General features: G+C 34.7%; 13 protein-coding genes and 3 pseudogenes. 6 read left to right on the top strand and 10 right to left on the bottom strand.

The window, feature by feature from the left end:
• Positions 1 to 66: 66 nt before the first annotated feature.
• A pseudogene (locus NHG98_RS04930) lies at positions 67 to 345 on the bottom strand (IS4/Tn5 family transposase DNA-binding protein); the annotation flags it as partial.
• A 263-nt stretch (positions 346 to 608) separates the two neighbouring features.
• On the opposite strand from NHG98_RS04930, the gene NHG98_RS04925 reads away from it, so the two are divergent.
• Complete coding sequence (locus NHG98_RS04925; protein ID WP_259245346.1) at positions 609 to 767, top strand: hypothetical protein; 159 nt, start codon at positions 609 to 611, stop codon at positions 765 to 767.
• Between the two features lie 31 nt (positions 768 to 798).
• Positions 799 to 2,165 (top strand): annotated as a pseudogene (gene tnpC, locus NHG98_RS04920) (IS66 family transposase).
• Between the two features lie 130 nt (positions 2,166 to 2,295).
• Here the strand turns inward: tnpC and NHG98_RS04915 are convergent.
• From NHG98_RS04915 to secG, 4 genes are read right to left on the bottom strand one after another with little or no spacing between them, the layout of a single operon-like run.
• Complete coding sequence (locus tag NHG98_RS04915; RefSeq protein WP_096617989.1) at positions 2,296 to 2,712, bottom strand: nucleoside deaminase; 417 nt, start codon at positions 2,710 to 2,712, stop codon at positions 2,296 to 2,298.
• A 21-nt stretch (positions 2,713 to 2,733) separates the two neighbouring features.
• Positions 2,734 to 3,171: a hypothetical protein gene (locus NHG98_RS04910; protein WP_096617991.1), complete on the bottom strand. Its 438-nt coding sequence runs from the start codon at positions 3,169 to 3,171 to the stop codon at positions 2,734 to 2,736.
• A gap of 26 nt (positions 3,172 to 3,197) precedes the next feature.
• Positions 3,198 to 4,811, bottom strand: a complete 1,614-nt coding sequence (locus tag NHG98_RS04905) for a CTP synthase (RefSeq protein ID WP_259245345.1) — start codon at positions 4,809 to 4,811, stop codon at positions 3,198 to 3,200.
• The gene (secG, locus tag NHG98_RS04900) at positions 4,811 to 5,131 is read right to left on the bottom strand and encodes a preprotein translocase subunit SecG (RefSeq protein WP_096616055.1); all 321 of its coding nucleotides are present in this window, start codon (positions 5,129 to 5,131) and stop codon (positions 4,811 to 4,813) included. The genes NHG98_RS04905 and secG overlap by 1 nt, the downstream gene beginning before the upstream one ends.
• A gap of 144 nt (positions 5,132 to 5,275) precedes the next feature.
• Here secG and NHG98_RS04895 point away from each other — a divergent pair, with 144 nt between their 5' ends.
• Both NHG98_RS04895 and NHG98_RS04890 read left to right on the top strand, forming a co-directional pair.
• The gene (locus NHG98_RS04895) at positions 5,276 to 5,791 is read left to right on the top strand and encodes a gamma carbonic anhydrase family protein (RefSeq protein ID WP_096616057.1); all 516 of its coding nucleotides are present in this window, start codon (positions 5,276 to 5,278) and stop codon (positions 5,789 to 5,791) included.
• Positions 5,792 to 5,801: 10 nt separating this feature from the next.
• Positions 5,802 to 6,001 (top strand): annotated as a pseudogene (locus NHG98_RS04890) (IS256 family transposase); the annotation flags it as partial.
• A gap of 86 nt (positions 6,002 to 6,087) precedes the next feature.
• On the opposite strand, the gene trpS reads toward NHG98_RS04890, so the two are convergent.
• From trpS to NHG98_RS04865, 5 genes are all read right to left on the bottom strand, one after another.
• Positions 6,088 to 7,122, bottom strand: a complete 1,035-nt coding sequence (gene trpS, locus NHG98_RS04885) for a tryptophan--tRNA ligase (protein ID WP_096616075.1) — start codon at positions 7,120 to 7,122, stop codon at positions 6,088 to 6,090.
• 106 nt (positions 7,123 to 7,228) lie between these two features.
• Entirely contained in the window at positions 7,229 to 7,792 is a 564-nt protein-coding gene (locus tag NHG98_RS04880; protein ID WP_096616059.1) for a nucleotide exchange factor GrpE, read from the bottom strand.
• Positions 7,793 to 7,853: 61 nt separating this feature from the next.
• Positions 7,854 to 8,840: a polyprenyl synthetase family protein gene (locus tag NHG98_RS04875; protein ID WP_096616061.1), complete on the bottom strand. Its 987-nt coding sequence runs from the start codon at positions 8,838 to 8,840 to the stop codon at positions 7,854 to 7,856.
• 20 nt (positions 8,841 to 8,860) lie between these two features.
• Positions 8,861 to 9,172, bottom strand: coding sequence for a 30S ribosomal protein S16 (gene rpsP / locus NHG98_RS04870; protein WP_096616063.1), 312 nt, complete (start codon positions 9,170 to 9,172; stop codon positions 8,861 to 8,863).
• A 226-nt stretch (positions 9,173 to 9,398) separates the two neighbouring features.
• Positions 9,399 to 11,198 (bottom strand): peptidylprolyl isomerase, encoded by a 1,800-nt coding sequence (locus tag NHG98_RS04865; RefSeq protein WP_096616065.1) that lies wholly within the window; start codon positions 11,196 to 11,198, stop codon positions 9,399 to 9,401.
• Between the two features lie 337 nt (positions 11,199 to 11,535).
• Here NHG98_RS04865 and NHG98_RS04860 point away from each other — a divergent pair, with 337 nt between their 5' ends.
• The gene (locus tag NHG98_RS04860) at positions 11,536 to 12,144 is read left to right on the top strand and encodes a cell cycle transcriptional regulator TrcR (RefSeq protein ID WP_096616067.1); all 609 of its coding nucleotides are present in this window, start codon (positions 11,536 to 11,538) and stop codon (positions 12,142 to 12,144) included.
• A 192-nt stretch (positions 12,145 to 12,336) separates the two neighbouring features.
• Entirely contained in the window at positions 12,337 to 13,740 is a 1,404-nt protein-coding gene (gene rho / locus NHG98_RS04855; protein ID WP_096616069.1) for a transcription termination factor Rho, read from the top strand.
• Positions 13,741 to 13,764: the final 24 nt, after the last annotated feature.

The raw sequence follows: 13,764 nt of genomic DNA, 5'->3' as shown, positions 1-13,764 counted from the left end.
ACCCACTCCATAATTAAACAACTCTGCAATGTCTCCTATTTGTCCTCCTAATAATGAGAATTGGTATAAGATAGTTGAGTATTCTTTAGCTCTTTCAACAGTTTTAATTATATGACTGTCTAATATCTTTCTTTCAGAAATGGCATCGTTTTGGAAAAATCTATAAGCTGCTTTACTTTGATGCCAATCTTCACAAGCTTGATTTATTGAACGCTCAGGCGATTCAGCAAAACTATTGACTATTTTTAGAAGCCTTTTACTTAATCTTATATCACCAAAATTAACAATTCCAAATTCACTTTCTGCCCATTCGCCAGTTGAAGTATTTATAGTTCTTTTCATCATATATTCCATTTTTAGACCACAGATCTATTTATAATAGAAAGTTGAACTAGTAAAATAGCAGCTTTTTCCCCATTTTAGATTTATGGGTAATAGTAAGTTGTTAGCGGGATCTAGAGATACCGCGGCGGTATGACGTAGGACTGCTGTCATGCAAGTAGCTGACACTGGAATCCAGAAAAAAAGGATGATGTCATCCCAGTGCTTGACACTGGGATCCAGCCTTTATCATGCAATTTCATCATATAAATCTTTCCATTCCTGATGTGTCTGTATATAAACATAATAACTTTTCATATATAGGAAATAAATTTACTGGATCCCAGTGTCTGGGCACTGGGATGACACCATTTGCTGTGCAATTTACCTTCAAAAATGGTATCCGTTCAGCGGAGTGGCAGAATCAGGTAGACAAGGTGATCTAAAAAGATAATCATAGAGCAAAAGTGAGATAATATGGTAAACCTTTTAGAACTTTGCAAAAATTTACAGCAAAAAATAGAAAGGTTAGAAGCAAAAATAGAAAGATTGGAAAAAGAGAATGAAAGTTTAAAAGCAGAAAATAAGGCTTTAAAGATAGAAAATGCTGAGTTGAGAGAAAGACTAGGTTTAAGCTCAAAAAATTCATCAATACCAAGTTCCAAAGAGTTGTATAAAATAAAAAAGAATAAGCCAAAAAGCGAAAGGAATGTTGGCGTTCAGGTTGGACACGATGGCAATTATCGCGCTAAAATGAACGCGGATGAGGTGATAAAAGTAGAGTTGTCATCTACTTGCGAATGTGGAGGGGAGATTGCAATATGCAAAAAACCATATATTCACCAAAAAGTTGATCTTCCGGACATTAAGCCTTATGTAGTAGAGTATCAGCTAGAGCATGGCCGTTGTCGGAAGTGCGGAAAAAGAAGAAGCAGCAAATTACCAGAAGGTGTTACATCAGATACGTTTGGACCAAGGGTTAAGTCAATAATTGCAGCGTTCAGCGGGTTTTACAAAAATTCAAAACGCGAAATAGCGAGTATCGTAAATGATATCTTCAATTTGAATATAAGTGTTGGCAGCATATCAAACAGTGAACACAGAGTTGCATCAAAATGCGAAAAAACATATGAGCAAATCGAACAAGAAATAAGCAAAAGTGAGGTTTTGCATATCGATTAAACCATTCACTATTACAAAGGAAAACTTGGCTGGGTTTGCAAGCAACACGGCAAGTTTTGTAAAATTCAAGAGGAATGAAAGTTTTACAAAATAGTAAATTCTGCAATCGCAATAGCTTAGTAGTGACCGACAGATATGCAGCATATAATTATTTTGCTGATAAATATAGGCAAATCTTCTGGGCACATTTATCAAGAGATTTTGAAAGGTTAGCACATAGTTGGAACATTGAAGTCAAAGTTCTAGGCTGTTACTTAAGAAATGTAGCTACTGAATTATTTGCACTGAAAAAAGCTTTACTAAAAAATGAGATAGACGTTTTAAGATTTGCCAGACGCGCAAGAAAATTGCGAAAGCGTACACGATGTTACTTGAAGGAAATATCACGTTTACCTGAAGCAATTGGAGCTTCTCGAGTTGCAAAAAATATTTTGAAATCTGAAAGAATGATGTGGAAATTTTTAGATGACGCAGAAAACATTCCGCTGACAAATAACCATGCTGAACAACAGATACGACATTATTTCGCTTACCGTAAAAATTCATATTTTACACAATCACAGCGAGGAAACACATTCCTCGAGCGAATAATTTCGTTATACTTAACATGGAAACAAAAGGAGCTAAATCCTTTCCAAAACCTTCTATCTATTGTTTCTTAAACCACTCTCCTGAACGGATACCAAAAATGAATGTTCGTACAGCTATGTGTCAGCTACTTGCATGACACCCTCTGTTGTATGTCACGTACTGGAATAACAGGAAAGTCTAATGATGCTTGGTAAGTCTAAGTTAGGTTCTTAGTTTCTCAAAAAAATCCTTTAACAAAAAAGAGCATTCTGTTTCTAATATCCCACCATAAACTTCAGGTATATGGCTGCAAAATTGAAATATTTTAGCACCATTTTCAATTCCTCCACCTTTTGGATTATAAGCTCCAAAGTACAATCGTTTAATCCTGGCAAAGGAAATGGCTTGAGCACACATCGGACATGGTTCTAATGTTACGTACATCTCAACATCACAAAGCATAGAAGTTGAGAGCAACTCACATGCCTGCTTGATCGCTAACATCTCTGCATGTGCAGTTGGATCATTGGATATATTGTGTGCAGAAGAAACAACATTGCTTCCACTAACTATTACAGCACCTATGGGAACCTCATCATTTTTCTGAGCAAGTTTGGCTTGCTCTATGGCAAGCTCCATATATTGATACTTAAACACTTGTTATTTATAACAGATACAATTTTCTTTTTTTAATTTTTCTATCCCCCGTAAGTCGTAAATTTTACTACTTGGGTTTGACTCAACAACTTCCTCACAAGGCGATATATAGCCTTCATCACTTAGCTCATTACATTCATAAGGAGTAACGTTAGTCAAAGATGTATTATGTGAGCCTGTATAATTATGCTCACTTTGAATTCTAGTTAATTGCTTTGAATGATAATTATCTGTTCCCCGTTTTAAATGTTCTTTTATTTCTTCTACTGATTTGAATTGATTTGCTTCTCTTACACCATATTTTTCTTCTATATCCAGTATTACATCTACTATTGTTTTATCCTCCAGTTTATCTAGTTCTTCTTCGCTGACATTGTCAACACCTATGTATTCTAATAATTCTTTTACATACTCATATAAAGATACAAAATCCTTTAACACCTAACCTTCTCTATTAGTTTTATTTATCAAATTTTTATGTTTTTACCAACCGCTGCTTCAATAAATGATACAAAAAGAGGATGAGGAGAAAACGGCTTTGATTGAAACTCTGGATGAAACTGCACACCAATAAACCACGGATGACTTTCTAACTCCACTGCCTCTATACATGTTCCATCTTCTGATATGCCACTGCATAGCAGCCCATTTTTTTCCAAATCATCTTTATAATCTGAATTGATTATGTATCTATGCCTGTGTCTTTCTGAAATAGTAGTGTTACTATATGCATCCATCATTTTAGAGCTTGCATTTATATTACATTTGTATGCTCCAAGTCTCATGGTTCCACCAAGATCGTCATCTTGATCGCCAGCTAACTTAACGATTGGATGTTTACAGTTATGAAATTCTTCAGAGTGTGCATCTTCAAGCTTAACAACATTACGAGCAAACTCAATAATTGCAAGCTGCATACCAAGGCAAATTCCGAAAAATGGGATATTATTTGTACGGGCATAATTTATTGCTAATATTTTACCCTCTACTCCGTCATCACCAAACCCCCCTGGGACAAGAATTGCATGAGAATTCTGTAACTTCTCCCCTATAAGCTTTTCATTTATAGGTTTTTCTTCCTTCTCTCTTGAGTTAACCCAATTTATCCTTACTTTGACTTTATTACTAATCGCACCATGATTTAATGCTTCAACCAGTGATTTATACGCATCAGGGAATTCGGTGTATTTTCCCACTATAGACACAGTAACTTCCTGTGTTGGTTGCCTTATGGAATGCACTATTTGATCCCATTCAATCAAGCTTGGTTTTGGCTCACTTAAATGAAAGTGCTCCAAAATTTGCGTATCAAGCCCACATTGGCTATACAACACCGGTAACTCATATATATGACTCACATCAGGAGCAGGTATCACATTGGACAAAGAAACATTGCAAAGCTTAGCTATTTTCTCTCTCTGATTATCGAAAATTTCTTTCTCACTGCGGCATAATATAATATCTGGTTGCAACCCCGCGGAATTTAACTCTCGAACTGAATGCTGCGTTGGTTTTGTCTTTAATTCTTGCGCTGCGGTAAGATATGGTATTAAAGTTAAGTGAATAAGGATAACTCTTTGTTTTCCTAATGTATAGTTAACTTGGCGTATAGCCTCCAAAAATGGTTGGCTTTCAATATCACCTACAGTTCCGCCTATTTCACATATTACAAAATCCAAACCTTCCGTACCATTAAAAATGAACGATTTAATTAAGTCTGTCACATGAGGAATGACTTGCACAGTTTTGCCCAGATAATCACCACGCCTCTCTTTCTTCAACAACTCATGATATATCTTACCAGTTGTTATATTGTCATCTTTTGTTGCTTTAATTCCAGTAAAACGCTCATAATGCCCAAGATCCAAATCAGTTTCAGCACCATCCTCGGTAACAAATACCTCTCCGTGCTGAGTTGGGTTCATTGTCCCAGGATCAATGTTGAGATACGGGTCAAGTTTTCTGATACGGATCTTAAAACCATAAGCTTGAAGAAGCGCACCAACGCTTGAAGCAACTAAGCCTTTACCAAGCGACGATACAACTCCACCTGTGACAAAGATAAATTTAGCTTCCTTCATTAATTTTCAAATGGAACAGAAGTAGGTTCACTTTCTTGCTTTTTTTCTAATATAATTTTCTCTGCAATCGATTTTTTATGTACGTCTTTTGAATATAATCCTGACAATAGCAATGTGTTTATAATAAACAATCCAGCAACAATAGCCGTTATTCTGCTGAGCGGGTTTTCAGAAGATTTCACTGGAATCATCGAATTGACTCCCTGTTGTACATTACTAAAACCACTTAACGAACTACTCCCAGGCGGCTGCAAGAGCACTAAAATTACTAACACAACAACCAATATTATTTGAAATATACTTAATACCGCTACTGACATTATAGATAGGGCTGAAAATAAAAATCTTAGCAGTACAAAGTACGTAAGTCAAGAACATCTGTCACCCAAGTAGCTTGAAATCTAAGTATGTATTTACTGCCTACCTTATTTTGATTAACATATGTATAAGACTTTGGGCTTAATATGTATCACATTTTAAAATACAAAGATTATGAACCAAAAATAGATGAAAGTGTTTTCATCGCAGGTGGTTCGCATATCATAGGCAAGGTTGAAATAGGAAGAAATGCGAGCATCTGGTTTAATTGTGTGGTCAGAGGGGATGTTGGATCAATAAAAATAGGTGATGGAACAAATATTCAAGATGGAACGGTAATTCATGTGGATAGAAACCCAGGTGGTGACACAATTATTGGCAGCATGGTAACAGTGGGACATTTTTGTATGTTACACGCATGCACGGTGCATGATAAAGCGTTTATTGGTATGGACTCTACCGTGATGGACCATGCAGTTGTGGAGTCTGAAGCTATGGTAGCTGCTGGCTCACTAGTGACACATGGAAAAGTAATAAAAAGTGGGGAAATATGGGCTGGTAGGCCAGCAAAATTCTTCAAAAAAATGTCAAATGAAGAAATTAAACATATTACACAATCAGCACAAAATTATATTATGCTAATGAAAGAATATAAAAATTAAAGTTCGCGTGAGGCTAATTTATACTACCAACCCTATTGAGGAACTGCATAGACAGATTAGAAAATTCACTAAAACTAAGTACTAGCTTGTACAAACAGGTATATTGTGCTACAAAAAAGGCAGAGCAAAATGGACTATCCTAATTGGGCTTTAGCTATATATCAACTTGATATTTTCTTTCCTGGTAGATTGAAAATTGAGTTGAGTTAAAAATGCGGTTTGACACACTTTTTTGAACATTCCCTTATTGCCTGTTTTTATAATTTTGAATTGATTCCTTAGGTTATGCAAGAGGTCTATTGAGCAAATCCAATAATATCCTTGATTTCTTTTATATTATGGGTTGCAATTTCTGCTGCTTTCTCTGTGCCTTTTTTTAATATTTCATGTAAATGGAATTGGTCTTTTAAAAGATCATTCATCCCCTCACGTATGGGTGATATAACACTGATAATTAAATCAGCTAACTCTTTTTTAAAGTGTTTCATGTCATGTTTGTTCACTTCTTCACACACTTTTTCCATATTTAAATTACTAAGCACTGAATAAATGTTTATCAAATTGCTTATTTCTGGTCGGCACTCTAAAGTAGCAAAGCCTAGAATTGAATCTGTTTTTGCTTTTTCTATTTTTTTAACAATTAAGTCATCTGTATCATCAAGGTTAATGCACGAATGTTCTGAAGGGTCAGATTTACTCATCTTGCTTGTACCATCTCTTAAGCTCATTATTCTTGATGTGCAATCCAAAGTTAAGATTTCAGGTACGATGAAATAGTCCAGTTTATAATGATTGTTAAAAGCTGATGCAATATCACGTGCAAGCTCCAAATGCTGTTTTTGATCATCACCAACAGGAACGTATTTAGTTTGATACAACAATATATCTGCAGCCATAAGTACTGGATAACTATATAATCCAAGAGAGGCTTTTTGTTTATCGCCGCCAGCTTTATCTTTAAATTGAGTCATGCGATTAAGCCAACCAATTGGTGTATAGCACCCAAGCAGCCAGCCCAGTTCTGCATGACCACTAACCGTGGACTGATTAAAAATAATGGACTTTTCTGGATCTATTCCACATGCAATATAAGCTGCTGCTGTTTTGAAAATATTACTTTTTAATTCACTTGCGGGAAGCTTATTTGCTGTGATTGCATGCAGGTCGACAATACAAAAAAGAGATTTGTATTTATCCTGTAAGTCTATCCACTGTTTGATTGCACCAAGATAATTACCTAAATGTAGTACGCCACTTGGCTGGATACCTGAAAAAACAACAGACTCATTATATAGTTTCCTGTCATCCAAGTAGCTGACACTGGGATCCATATTTCTTTTTTTCTCGATTTCAGCGTCATGCGCTGGAATGACACCAAAGTTGGTTGTTGGTTTTTTGCTTAAACAATGGTTATGTAAAAAATCTAACCTCTGACGTTTACGCATTTCCATCAGATTTCTTAGAAAGAATAACCATTGCAGGACGAAGCAACCTATTTTTGATAGTATAACCAGTTTGTAGTATTTCTACAATGGTGCCAGGCTCTTTTTCATTGTCTTCTCTTTCCACAACAGCTTGGTGTAAATTACTATCAAAAAGCTCACCAAGTGGATCTACTTCCTCTATTCCATGTTTTTTTAGATCATTTATAATTTTTTGATAAGCTACTTTAATCCCCTCATGAACAGGATCACCATCTTTCAAGTTTTCCATTACTTTTTTTAAATTGTCGCACGAGTCGATCATATCACGTGCAAATTTTGTGACTGCATAGTCACTTGCATCGCTAATTTGCTTTTGCATTATACGTTTGACGTTTTCATTATCTGCAACAGCACGGCGTAAATGATCTTCAAGCTGAGCTGCACGTTCTTTTAATGTATTGAGATCTTCATTTAAATCATCAGTTTGCTTATGGTTATCACTTTGTTGGTCGTCACCTTTCTGCCTACTTACCATATCAGCAAACTTCTTCTTTTTCTCTTTACTGCTATCTGACATATTATTACCCTTAAGAATCTAATAAATATATAGCAATTAATTCGAAAATATCAAGCGCCAGCTACATTCGTCTTTCTATGCTCGCATTTAAAAAGTCAATTAAAGTAGTTTTATAAAAAGAATCAGAAAAAGTACTAATATCATTTTGTGCCATATTAATGTAGTGTCTAGCTTTTTCCATAGAAAGCTGAATGGCATTATGGTGATTAATATAGTGTAATGCTTGATCAAAATTGTGTCTAGCTGAAGAAAAGCATTTTTCCCAGAATTTTTGCTCTGCTGGACTGCCCTTTTCGTATGCTATAATAGCAGGTAAGGTGACTTTACCTTCGAAAAAGTCCTTTCCGACTTGTTTTCCAGAAGTGCCTTGATTAGCAGTATAATCGAGCATATCATCAACTATTTGAAATGCCATACCAAAATTAAAACCAAAATTCTTTAGCCTCTCTGTTTCGTCATTTGTTGCACCAGATACTGTAGATGCAGCTTCACAGCATGCAGAAAATAAAGATGCTGTCTTTTCTCCAATGATATCAAAATAATTTTCTCTGACTGTGTAGGGGTCAAAATGTGTTGTCATCTGCTTTATTTCACCCTTCACAAGTAAATGCGATGCTTTAGATAAAATAGAGAGGATATTTAAATTTCCACACTCTATAAGCCATCCAAATGCTAGAGTCAACAATAGATCACCAACTAAAATGCTTGATTTATTTCCCCAAATCTTATTCGCTGTTTTAACTCCATGGCGTGCCTCACTTTCATCGAGCACATCATCATGAAGTAAAGTAGCATTGTGTATAAACTCTACCGATGCAGCAATGTTGATCCTATCCTCCCCAGAATAGTTTAGCATTTTACATATAATAAAAACTAGTTTAGGCCTTATTTTTTTTCCACCTGAACTAACAAGATGAGATATAATATCAGTAGCAAGCTTAGCACCTTCACCATTGATATTTTTAAAGATAAAGTCCTTCATAGCTGATAAATCAGAAGATACGACATCGTCTAATTTACCATTATTTGTTAAATCAGTATTTAGCATTTTAAAGAGACTTATGCTTCTTATCCCTGTGCTTTCTCGTTCTCTACTTTCTTCTTTTCTGTTTTCTTTGGTTCTGTTTCTAAAGTTACTATGCCTTTTTTGATGAACCATAGTACTCTTTCAGTTGCTTGCGCGCCTACGCTTAGCCAATGTTTTAATCTATCAGCCTTCACCACAACACGATTTTTATTGTCTTTTGGTAACATTGGATCATATTGTCCTATTTTCTCAATAAAACGCCCATCTCTTGGTGCTCGTGAATCAGCTACAACTATCCTATAAAAAGGGCGTTTCTTTGCGCCAAACCTTGCCAACCTTATTTTAACTGCCATATTAACCTTTATTCATATATTAGTCACAATTTTATACAATGAGCCGTTTTAAGTCAAATGAATTATACAACTTTTGCACCTTATAATATAATTACCAATAATGTAGGGCAGCACCGGGCACTGGAATCTAGTTTGCATCATGCAGCCACTTAGTAAGTTTCTGTGTCCAAGTTCGGAGCACTGGATGCGTTAAACAGGTTCTTATAAGGATTTAATTCTTATCCGGCTATATATCATCAAGTATAGCGTGATTAACTTCGACTTTATACTTTGATTCCAGATAGCTAATTAATTGCTCTTTTAGCGATATCATCACACGTTTTCCGATGTCAAGCGTGTTTAATTTACCATTTGATGAATGCATTTCTTTTAGAACACCTATTATAATTTCATTATTGTATTGAATAGGGTCTGTCACTGAACCAGTTGTTTTCATATTGAAAATCTCTTCTACAAAAGAAAAGGGGTAGTTTTGTTCATTGCGGTGCATCTGCTGACCTTTAACTAATTCCATACCTTGAATTTCTTCCAAATCTGTTTTTTCTCTTAGTTGAACTACAACCTCTTGCCCAATTTTAAACATTCTTTCTTTTATAAACTCACTACGCCAAAGCTCTACCGCTAATGCCCTGCCTTCTTCAAAACTTTGCAATTTGGGTGGAACGATATCAATGATTTTTACACTAACAACAGCGTCCCCAACGCCCTTGAAATAACCTTTCTGATCCTTTTCTCGCGAAAAAATGAAAGAAATCAAATCACTAGAATTTCCTACGTTATTACTGCTTTGATCTTTTCCACTCGCATCTACTGGACCAATAGTTTGTATAGGTAAACTATATTCACTCAATATTTCTTCAATTGCTGAACCATTGTATATCTTATAGTTCACTTGGTTTATGAAATCATTGACTCTTTCAAAAGACTTTTGGTTAGTTAGAACTGACTTTATGTCTTTTTTTAAATCAACTAAGTCTTCATCAGAGATTTGATGCGCACTTTCCACTTTTATTATGTGCCAACCAAAACTGCTTGCTAAAACTTCACTTACCTCACCTACTTTAAGAGCAAACACCTTCTCTCTCACGTCTTCTGGTAAAAAATCCTTAGTTATATTATTTACTCTAGTTTCCTCAAGTTTTGCTTTGCCAAACTCTCCTACTATCTGTTCAAAGCTTGTTTTACCCTCCTCAAATGCTCTTCTTGCTGTCTCAGCTTCTTCTTTGGTAGAAAATATTACATTGAATACATCTCTTTGATCTTTTAGTTCCTGTTGTTCTATTATACCATCAACTTCTTCATTTGAGATCTTGATTTGATCTTCAAAATACTTTTGGCCTAGGGAAATATATTGCGCAGTTCGATACTCAGGATAATAAAAATGGGATTTATTTCTTTCGTACAAATCAAGTAAGGCTTGATCATCTGGTTCAGGAATGTTTGTAACTGCATCTTCAGTTATTTTAACAATATCAACCACTCTAGTTTGGTAGCGACTTTTGTATATCTGCTCATCAACTCTCTCGCCAAAAGTTACCGGATAATTATCTTTAAATAACGAAGTCATGAACATCATTGCAGGCAGAACTTTCTCTAGCTTTGCTATATACTCTTTCTCTGTCATATGCAGGTCATTTAGCGTTTCATGGAATTTATTTTTGTCAAATTCGCCTTTATCATTTTGAAAGTATTTGGTATTTTTAATATGGTTTTTTATAGACTCTTCTCCAACTGTCAATCCCAGCTCACTAATTAGGTTAAACAATAGTTTTTGCTCTATAAGTGCGTTAAGCAAATCATATTTCAGCTTTTTTACTTGTTCTCTACTCGCATCAGATCCAGAAATTCGCCTTTCATAATTTTGATATAGTGATTTATACTCATCTGACGTTATAACTTCTTTTCCAACCCTAGCTACCTCTTCTTTTTCATCATCACCTGATAAAAGGTTGCCAATTCCCATGAAGACTAACAAGCAAGCTAAAAGGACAACGGTTACTTTAGTGAAAAAATTTTTAACATTCATTTTAAACTCAGTTAATTAATGGTTAATTATAGAATAGTGATAATTTAATTCTTGTAAACCTGTTGCTTTATTAGCTAATATATATAATATTACAATATATTAACTTAAAATTTAACTCTTTTCTTAAATAGAAACATATGTTTGATTGAGTTATACTATACCTTAAGAAAGGAAAATATTTTTTTGAATCGTTTAAAATATGCTTAAACGTAAGCGCATTTAATTAACTTAAGAGGTGGGAAGTGACAAACAAAAAGTTATTGAATGACAAAATTAATGCTTTTTTAGTTTTAATAGCTTATATTTTAGCTCTGTATAACAGTAAGGGATACTTTAAATGGGAGATGCTTTTTTGATGTCAATGGAATCTTCTAAGGGCAATAACGATAGAAATAAACAGTTTCTAATGCAAATAGCTGCTTGGTTAGTAGACAACACTGGTTTAACTTTTAATCAAATAGCACAATGCTGTAGGTTGGCCCTTGAAGAAGTGCAAGACATAGCTGATGAGGAAATAGAAGTTGAAAAATATAACCCTATTATTTCTGGGGTAATTACTGAAAAAGAAATCGATGATTGCAAAAAAAATTCAAACCGTGTACCAAATTTGATTATAAAAAATATAAAAAAAAGGAGTAAAGCGATTGGTAGCATTTTTGGCTTTACCTCTACGGCAAGGCATAGAGATAAACCTGATACGATTTATTATTTAGTAAAAAAATTTCCTATCTTAGACAATAACGTTATAGCTAAATTAATTAGTACAACAAATTACACAGTTGAGCAGGTAAGAGATGGATCTCATCATAACATGCAAAATATAAAACCCCAAGATCCTGTACTACTTGGCTTATGTAGTCAAGAAAATTTAGAAGCAGAAGTGGAAAAAGCAAAAGTAGAAGAAGAGAAGCAAGAAAGGTTAAAAAATATAAAGAATAGCTATTGAAAATCCTTAAATTTTTGTGCTTTGTTAACATTAAATTAACTTGACTTGCTAGTGTTTATTAGTATAATGTAAGTAAAGTACGGGGTTTAATGATAATTAAGCTTAATACGCACTAAAACTAGTTCAGCCTAATTTATTATCTTATAGTCACATTTTAGGTTAGTAAGCATCAATTAAAATTTTTGGAGGATTATGACAACAATCAATGAAGATGTTTTGGCAAAAGGAAAGGTTACAGCTCAACCTGAAAAAAGTGAGCAAATTCACAATAACGATACAGTAAAACAGATGGTCAATGAAGGTACTGAGAAAAACAGAAAAACATTAGATCTGAGCGAATTAAAAGAGAAAACAGCAGAAGAATTGTTAGAGTTAGCTGAAGAAAGAAAAATTTCAACTAACGGTAAAAGCAATGGTAGAATGCTAAAGCAGGAAATGATATTCAGTTTAATGAAGAAAATGAGCGAAGAAGGAGGCATAACCACAGGGAGTGGAATAGTGGAAATATTGCCTGATGGTTTCGGTTTCTTACGTTCAGCAAGTGCAAATTATGCTCCAAGTACCGATGATGTTTATATTTCTAACGGGCAAATAAAGAAGTTTAATTTACGTACAGGAGATATGGCATGTGGAGAAATAAGGCCACCTGGTGATAAAGAAAGATATTTTACTTTAACTAAGGTTCAAAGTATAAACTCTACTGAAGTCAATGAATTAAGAAAGTACGTCCATTTTGATAATTTGCTTCCTCTTTATCCTGAGGAAAGCATAGTACTTGAGTGTAATAGTGGTGATGATAAAAAAGGCTTAAGCATGCGTGCTATAGATATAGTAGCTCCTCTTGGAAAAGGGCAAAGAGCGTTAGTAGTTGCTCCACCTCGCACAGGAAAAACTGTATTGCTTCAGCAAATGGCTAACTCTATAGCTATAAATCACCCTGAAATAGAATTAATAGTGTTGCTTATAGATGAAAGGCCTGAAGAAGTAACAGATATGATACGTTCTGTAAAAGGTGAGGTAGTAAGTTCTACGTTTGATGAGCCTGCTTACCGTCACGTACAGCTTGCTGAAATAGTAATAGAGAAAGCTAAAAGAATGGTTGAGCATAAAAAAGATGTGGTAATTCTACTTGACAATATTACTAGACTTGCACGTGCTTATAATGCTGTTATTCCTTCATCTGGAAAAGTTCTAACTGGCGGTGTAGATTCAAACGCACTGCAGAGACCAAAACGCTTTTTTGGAGCAGCTCGTAATATTGAGAATGGGGGTTCTTTAACTATAATCGCCACAGCTCTTATAGAGACTGGCTCAAAAATGGATGAAGTTATTTTTGAAGAGTTTAAAGGTACAGGAAATGCTGAGATCATACTTGATAGAAAACTTTCTGATAAACGTATATTTCCAGCTATTGATATTACAAAATCCGGAACAAGGAAGGAAGAGCTATTAGTTGATAAGGCTATACTAAATAAAATATGGGTGTTGCGTAGAATACTTAATCCTATGGGACCTGTTGAAGCAATGGAATTTTTACGTGACAAACTACTTTTAACAAAGAACAATGCTGACTTTTTTAACTCCATGAATCACTAAAAGTAAGCCAGTTATGATGGATAT

The sequence above is a fragment of the Wolbachia endosymbiont of Aedes albopictus genome, assembly GCF_024804185.1.
Classification (GTDB): Bacteria; Pseudomonadota; Alphaproteobacteria; order Rickettsiales; family Anaplasmataceae; genus Wolbachia; species Wolbachia pipientis_B.
The sequence above is the reverse complement of the archived record's forward strand: the minus strand, read 5'-3'. Positions and strand labels throughout refer to the sequence as shown.

Bases quoted from the DNA above. Each gene is read 5' to 3' on its own strand.
- NHG98_RS04905 (WP_259245345.1), bottom strand. From the start codon at position 4,811: ATGAAGGAAGCTAAATTTATCTTTGTCACAGGTGGAGTTGTATCGTCG.
- NHG98_RS04865 (WP_096616065.1), bottom strand. From the start codon at position 11,198: ATGAATGTTAAAAATTTTTTCACTAAAGTAACCGTTGTCCTTTTAGCT.
- trpS (WP_096616075.1), bottom strand. From the start codon at position 7,122: ATGGATCCCAGTGTCAGCTACTTGGATGACAGGAAACTATATAATGAG.
- NHG98_RS04895 (WP_096616057.1), top strand. From the start codon at position 5,276: ATGTATCACATTTTAAAATACAAAGATTATGAACCAAAAATAGATGAA.
- NHG98_RS04860 (WP_096616067.1), top strand. From the start codon at position 11,536: ATGGGAGATGCTTTTTTGATGTCAATGGAATCTTCTAAGGGCAATAAC.
- rpsP (WP_096616063.1), bottom strand. From the start codon at position 9,172: ATGGCAGTTAAAATAAGGTTGGCAAGGTTTGGCGCAAAGAAACGCCCT.
- NHG98_RS04915 (WP_096617989.1), bottom strand. From the start codon at position 2,712: ATGGAGCTTGCCATAGAGCAAGCCAAACTTGCTCAGAAAAATGATGAG.
- NHG98_RS04880 (WP_096616059.1), bottom strand. From the start codon at position 7,792: ATGTCAGATAGCAGTAAAGAGAAAAAGAAGAAGTTTGCTGATATGGTA.
- secG (WP_096616055.1), bottom strand. From the start codon at position 5,131: ATGTCAGTAGCGGTATTAAGTATATTTCAAATAATATTGGTTGTTGTG.
- rho (WP_096616069.1), top strand. From the start codon at position 12,337: ATGACAACAATCAATGAAGATGTTTTGGCAAAAGGAAAGGTTACAGCT.
- NHG98_RS04875 (WP_096616061.1), bottom strand. From the start codon at position 8,840: ATGCTAAATACTGATTTAACAAATAATGGTAAATTAGACGATGTCGTA.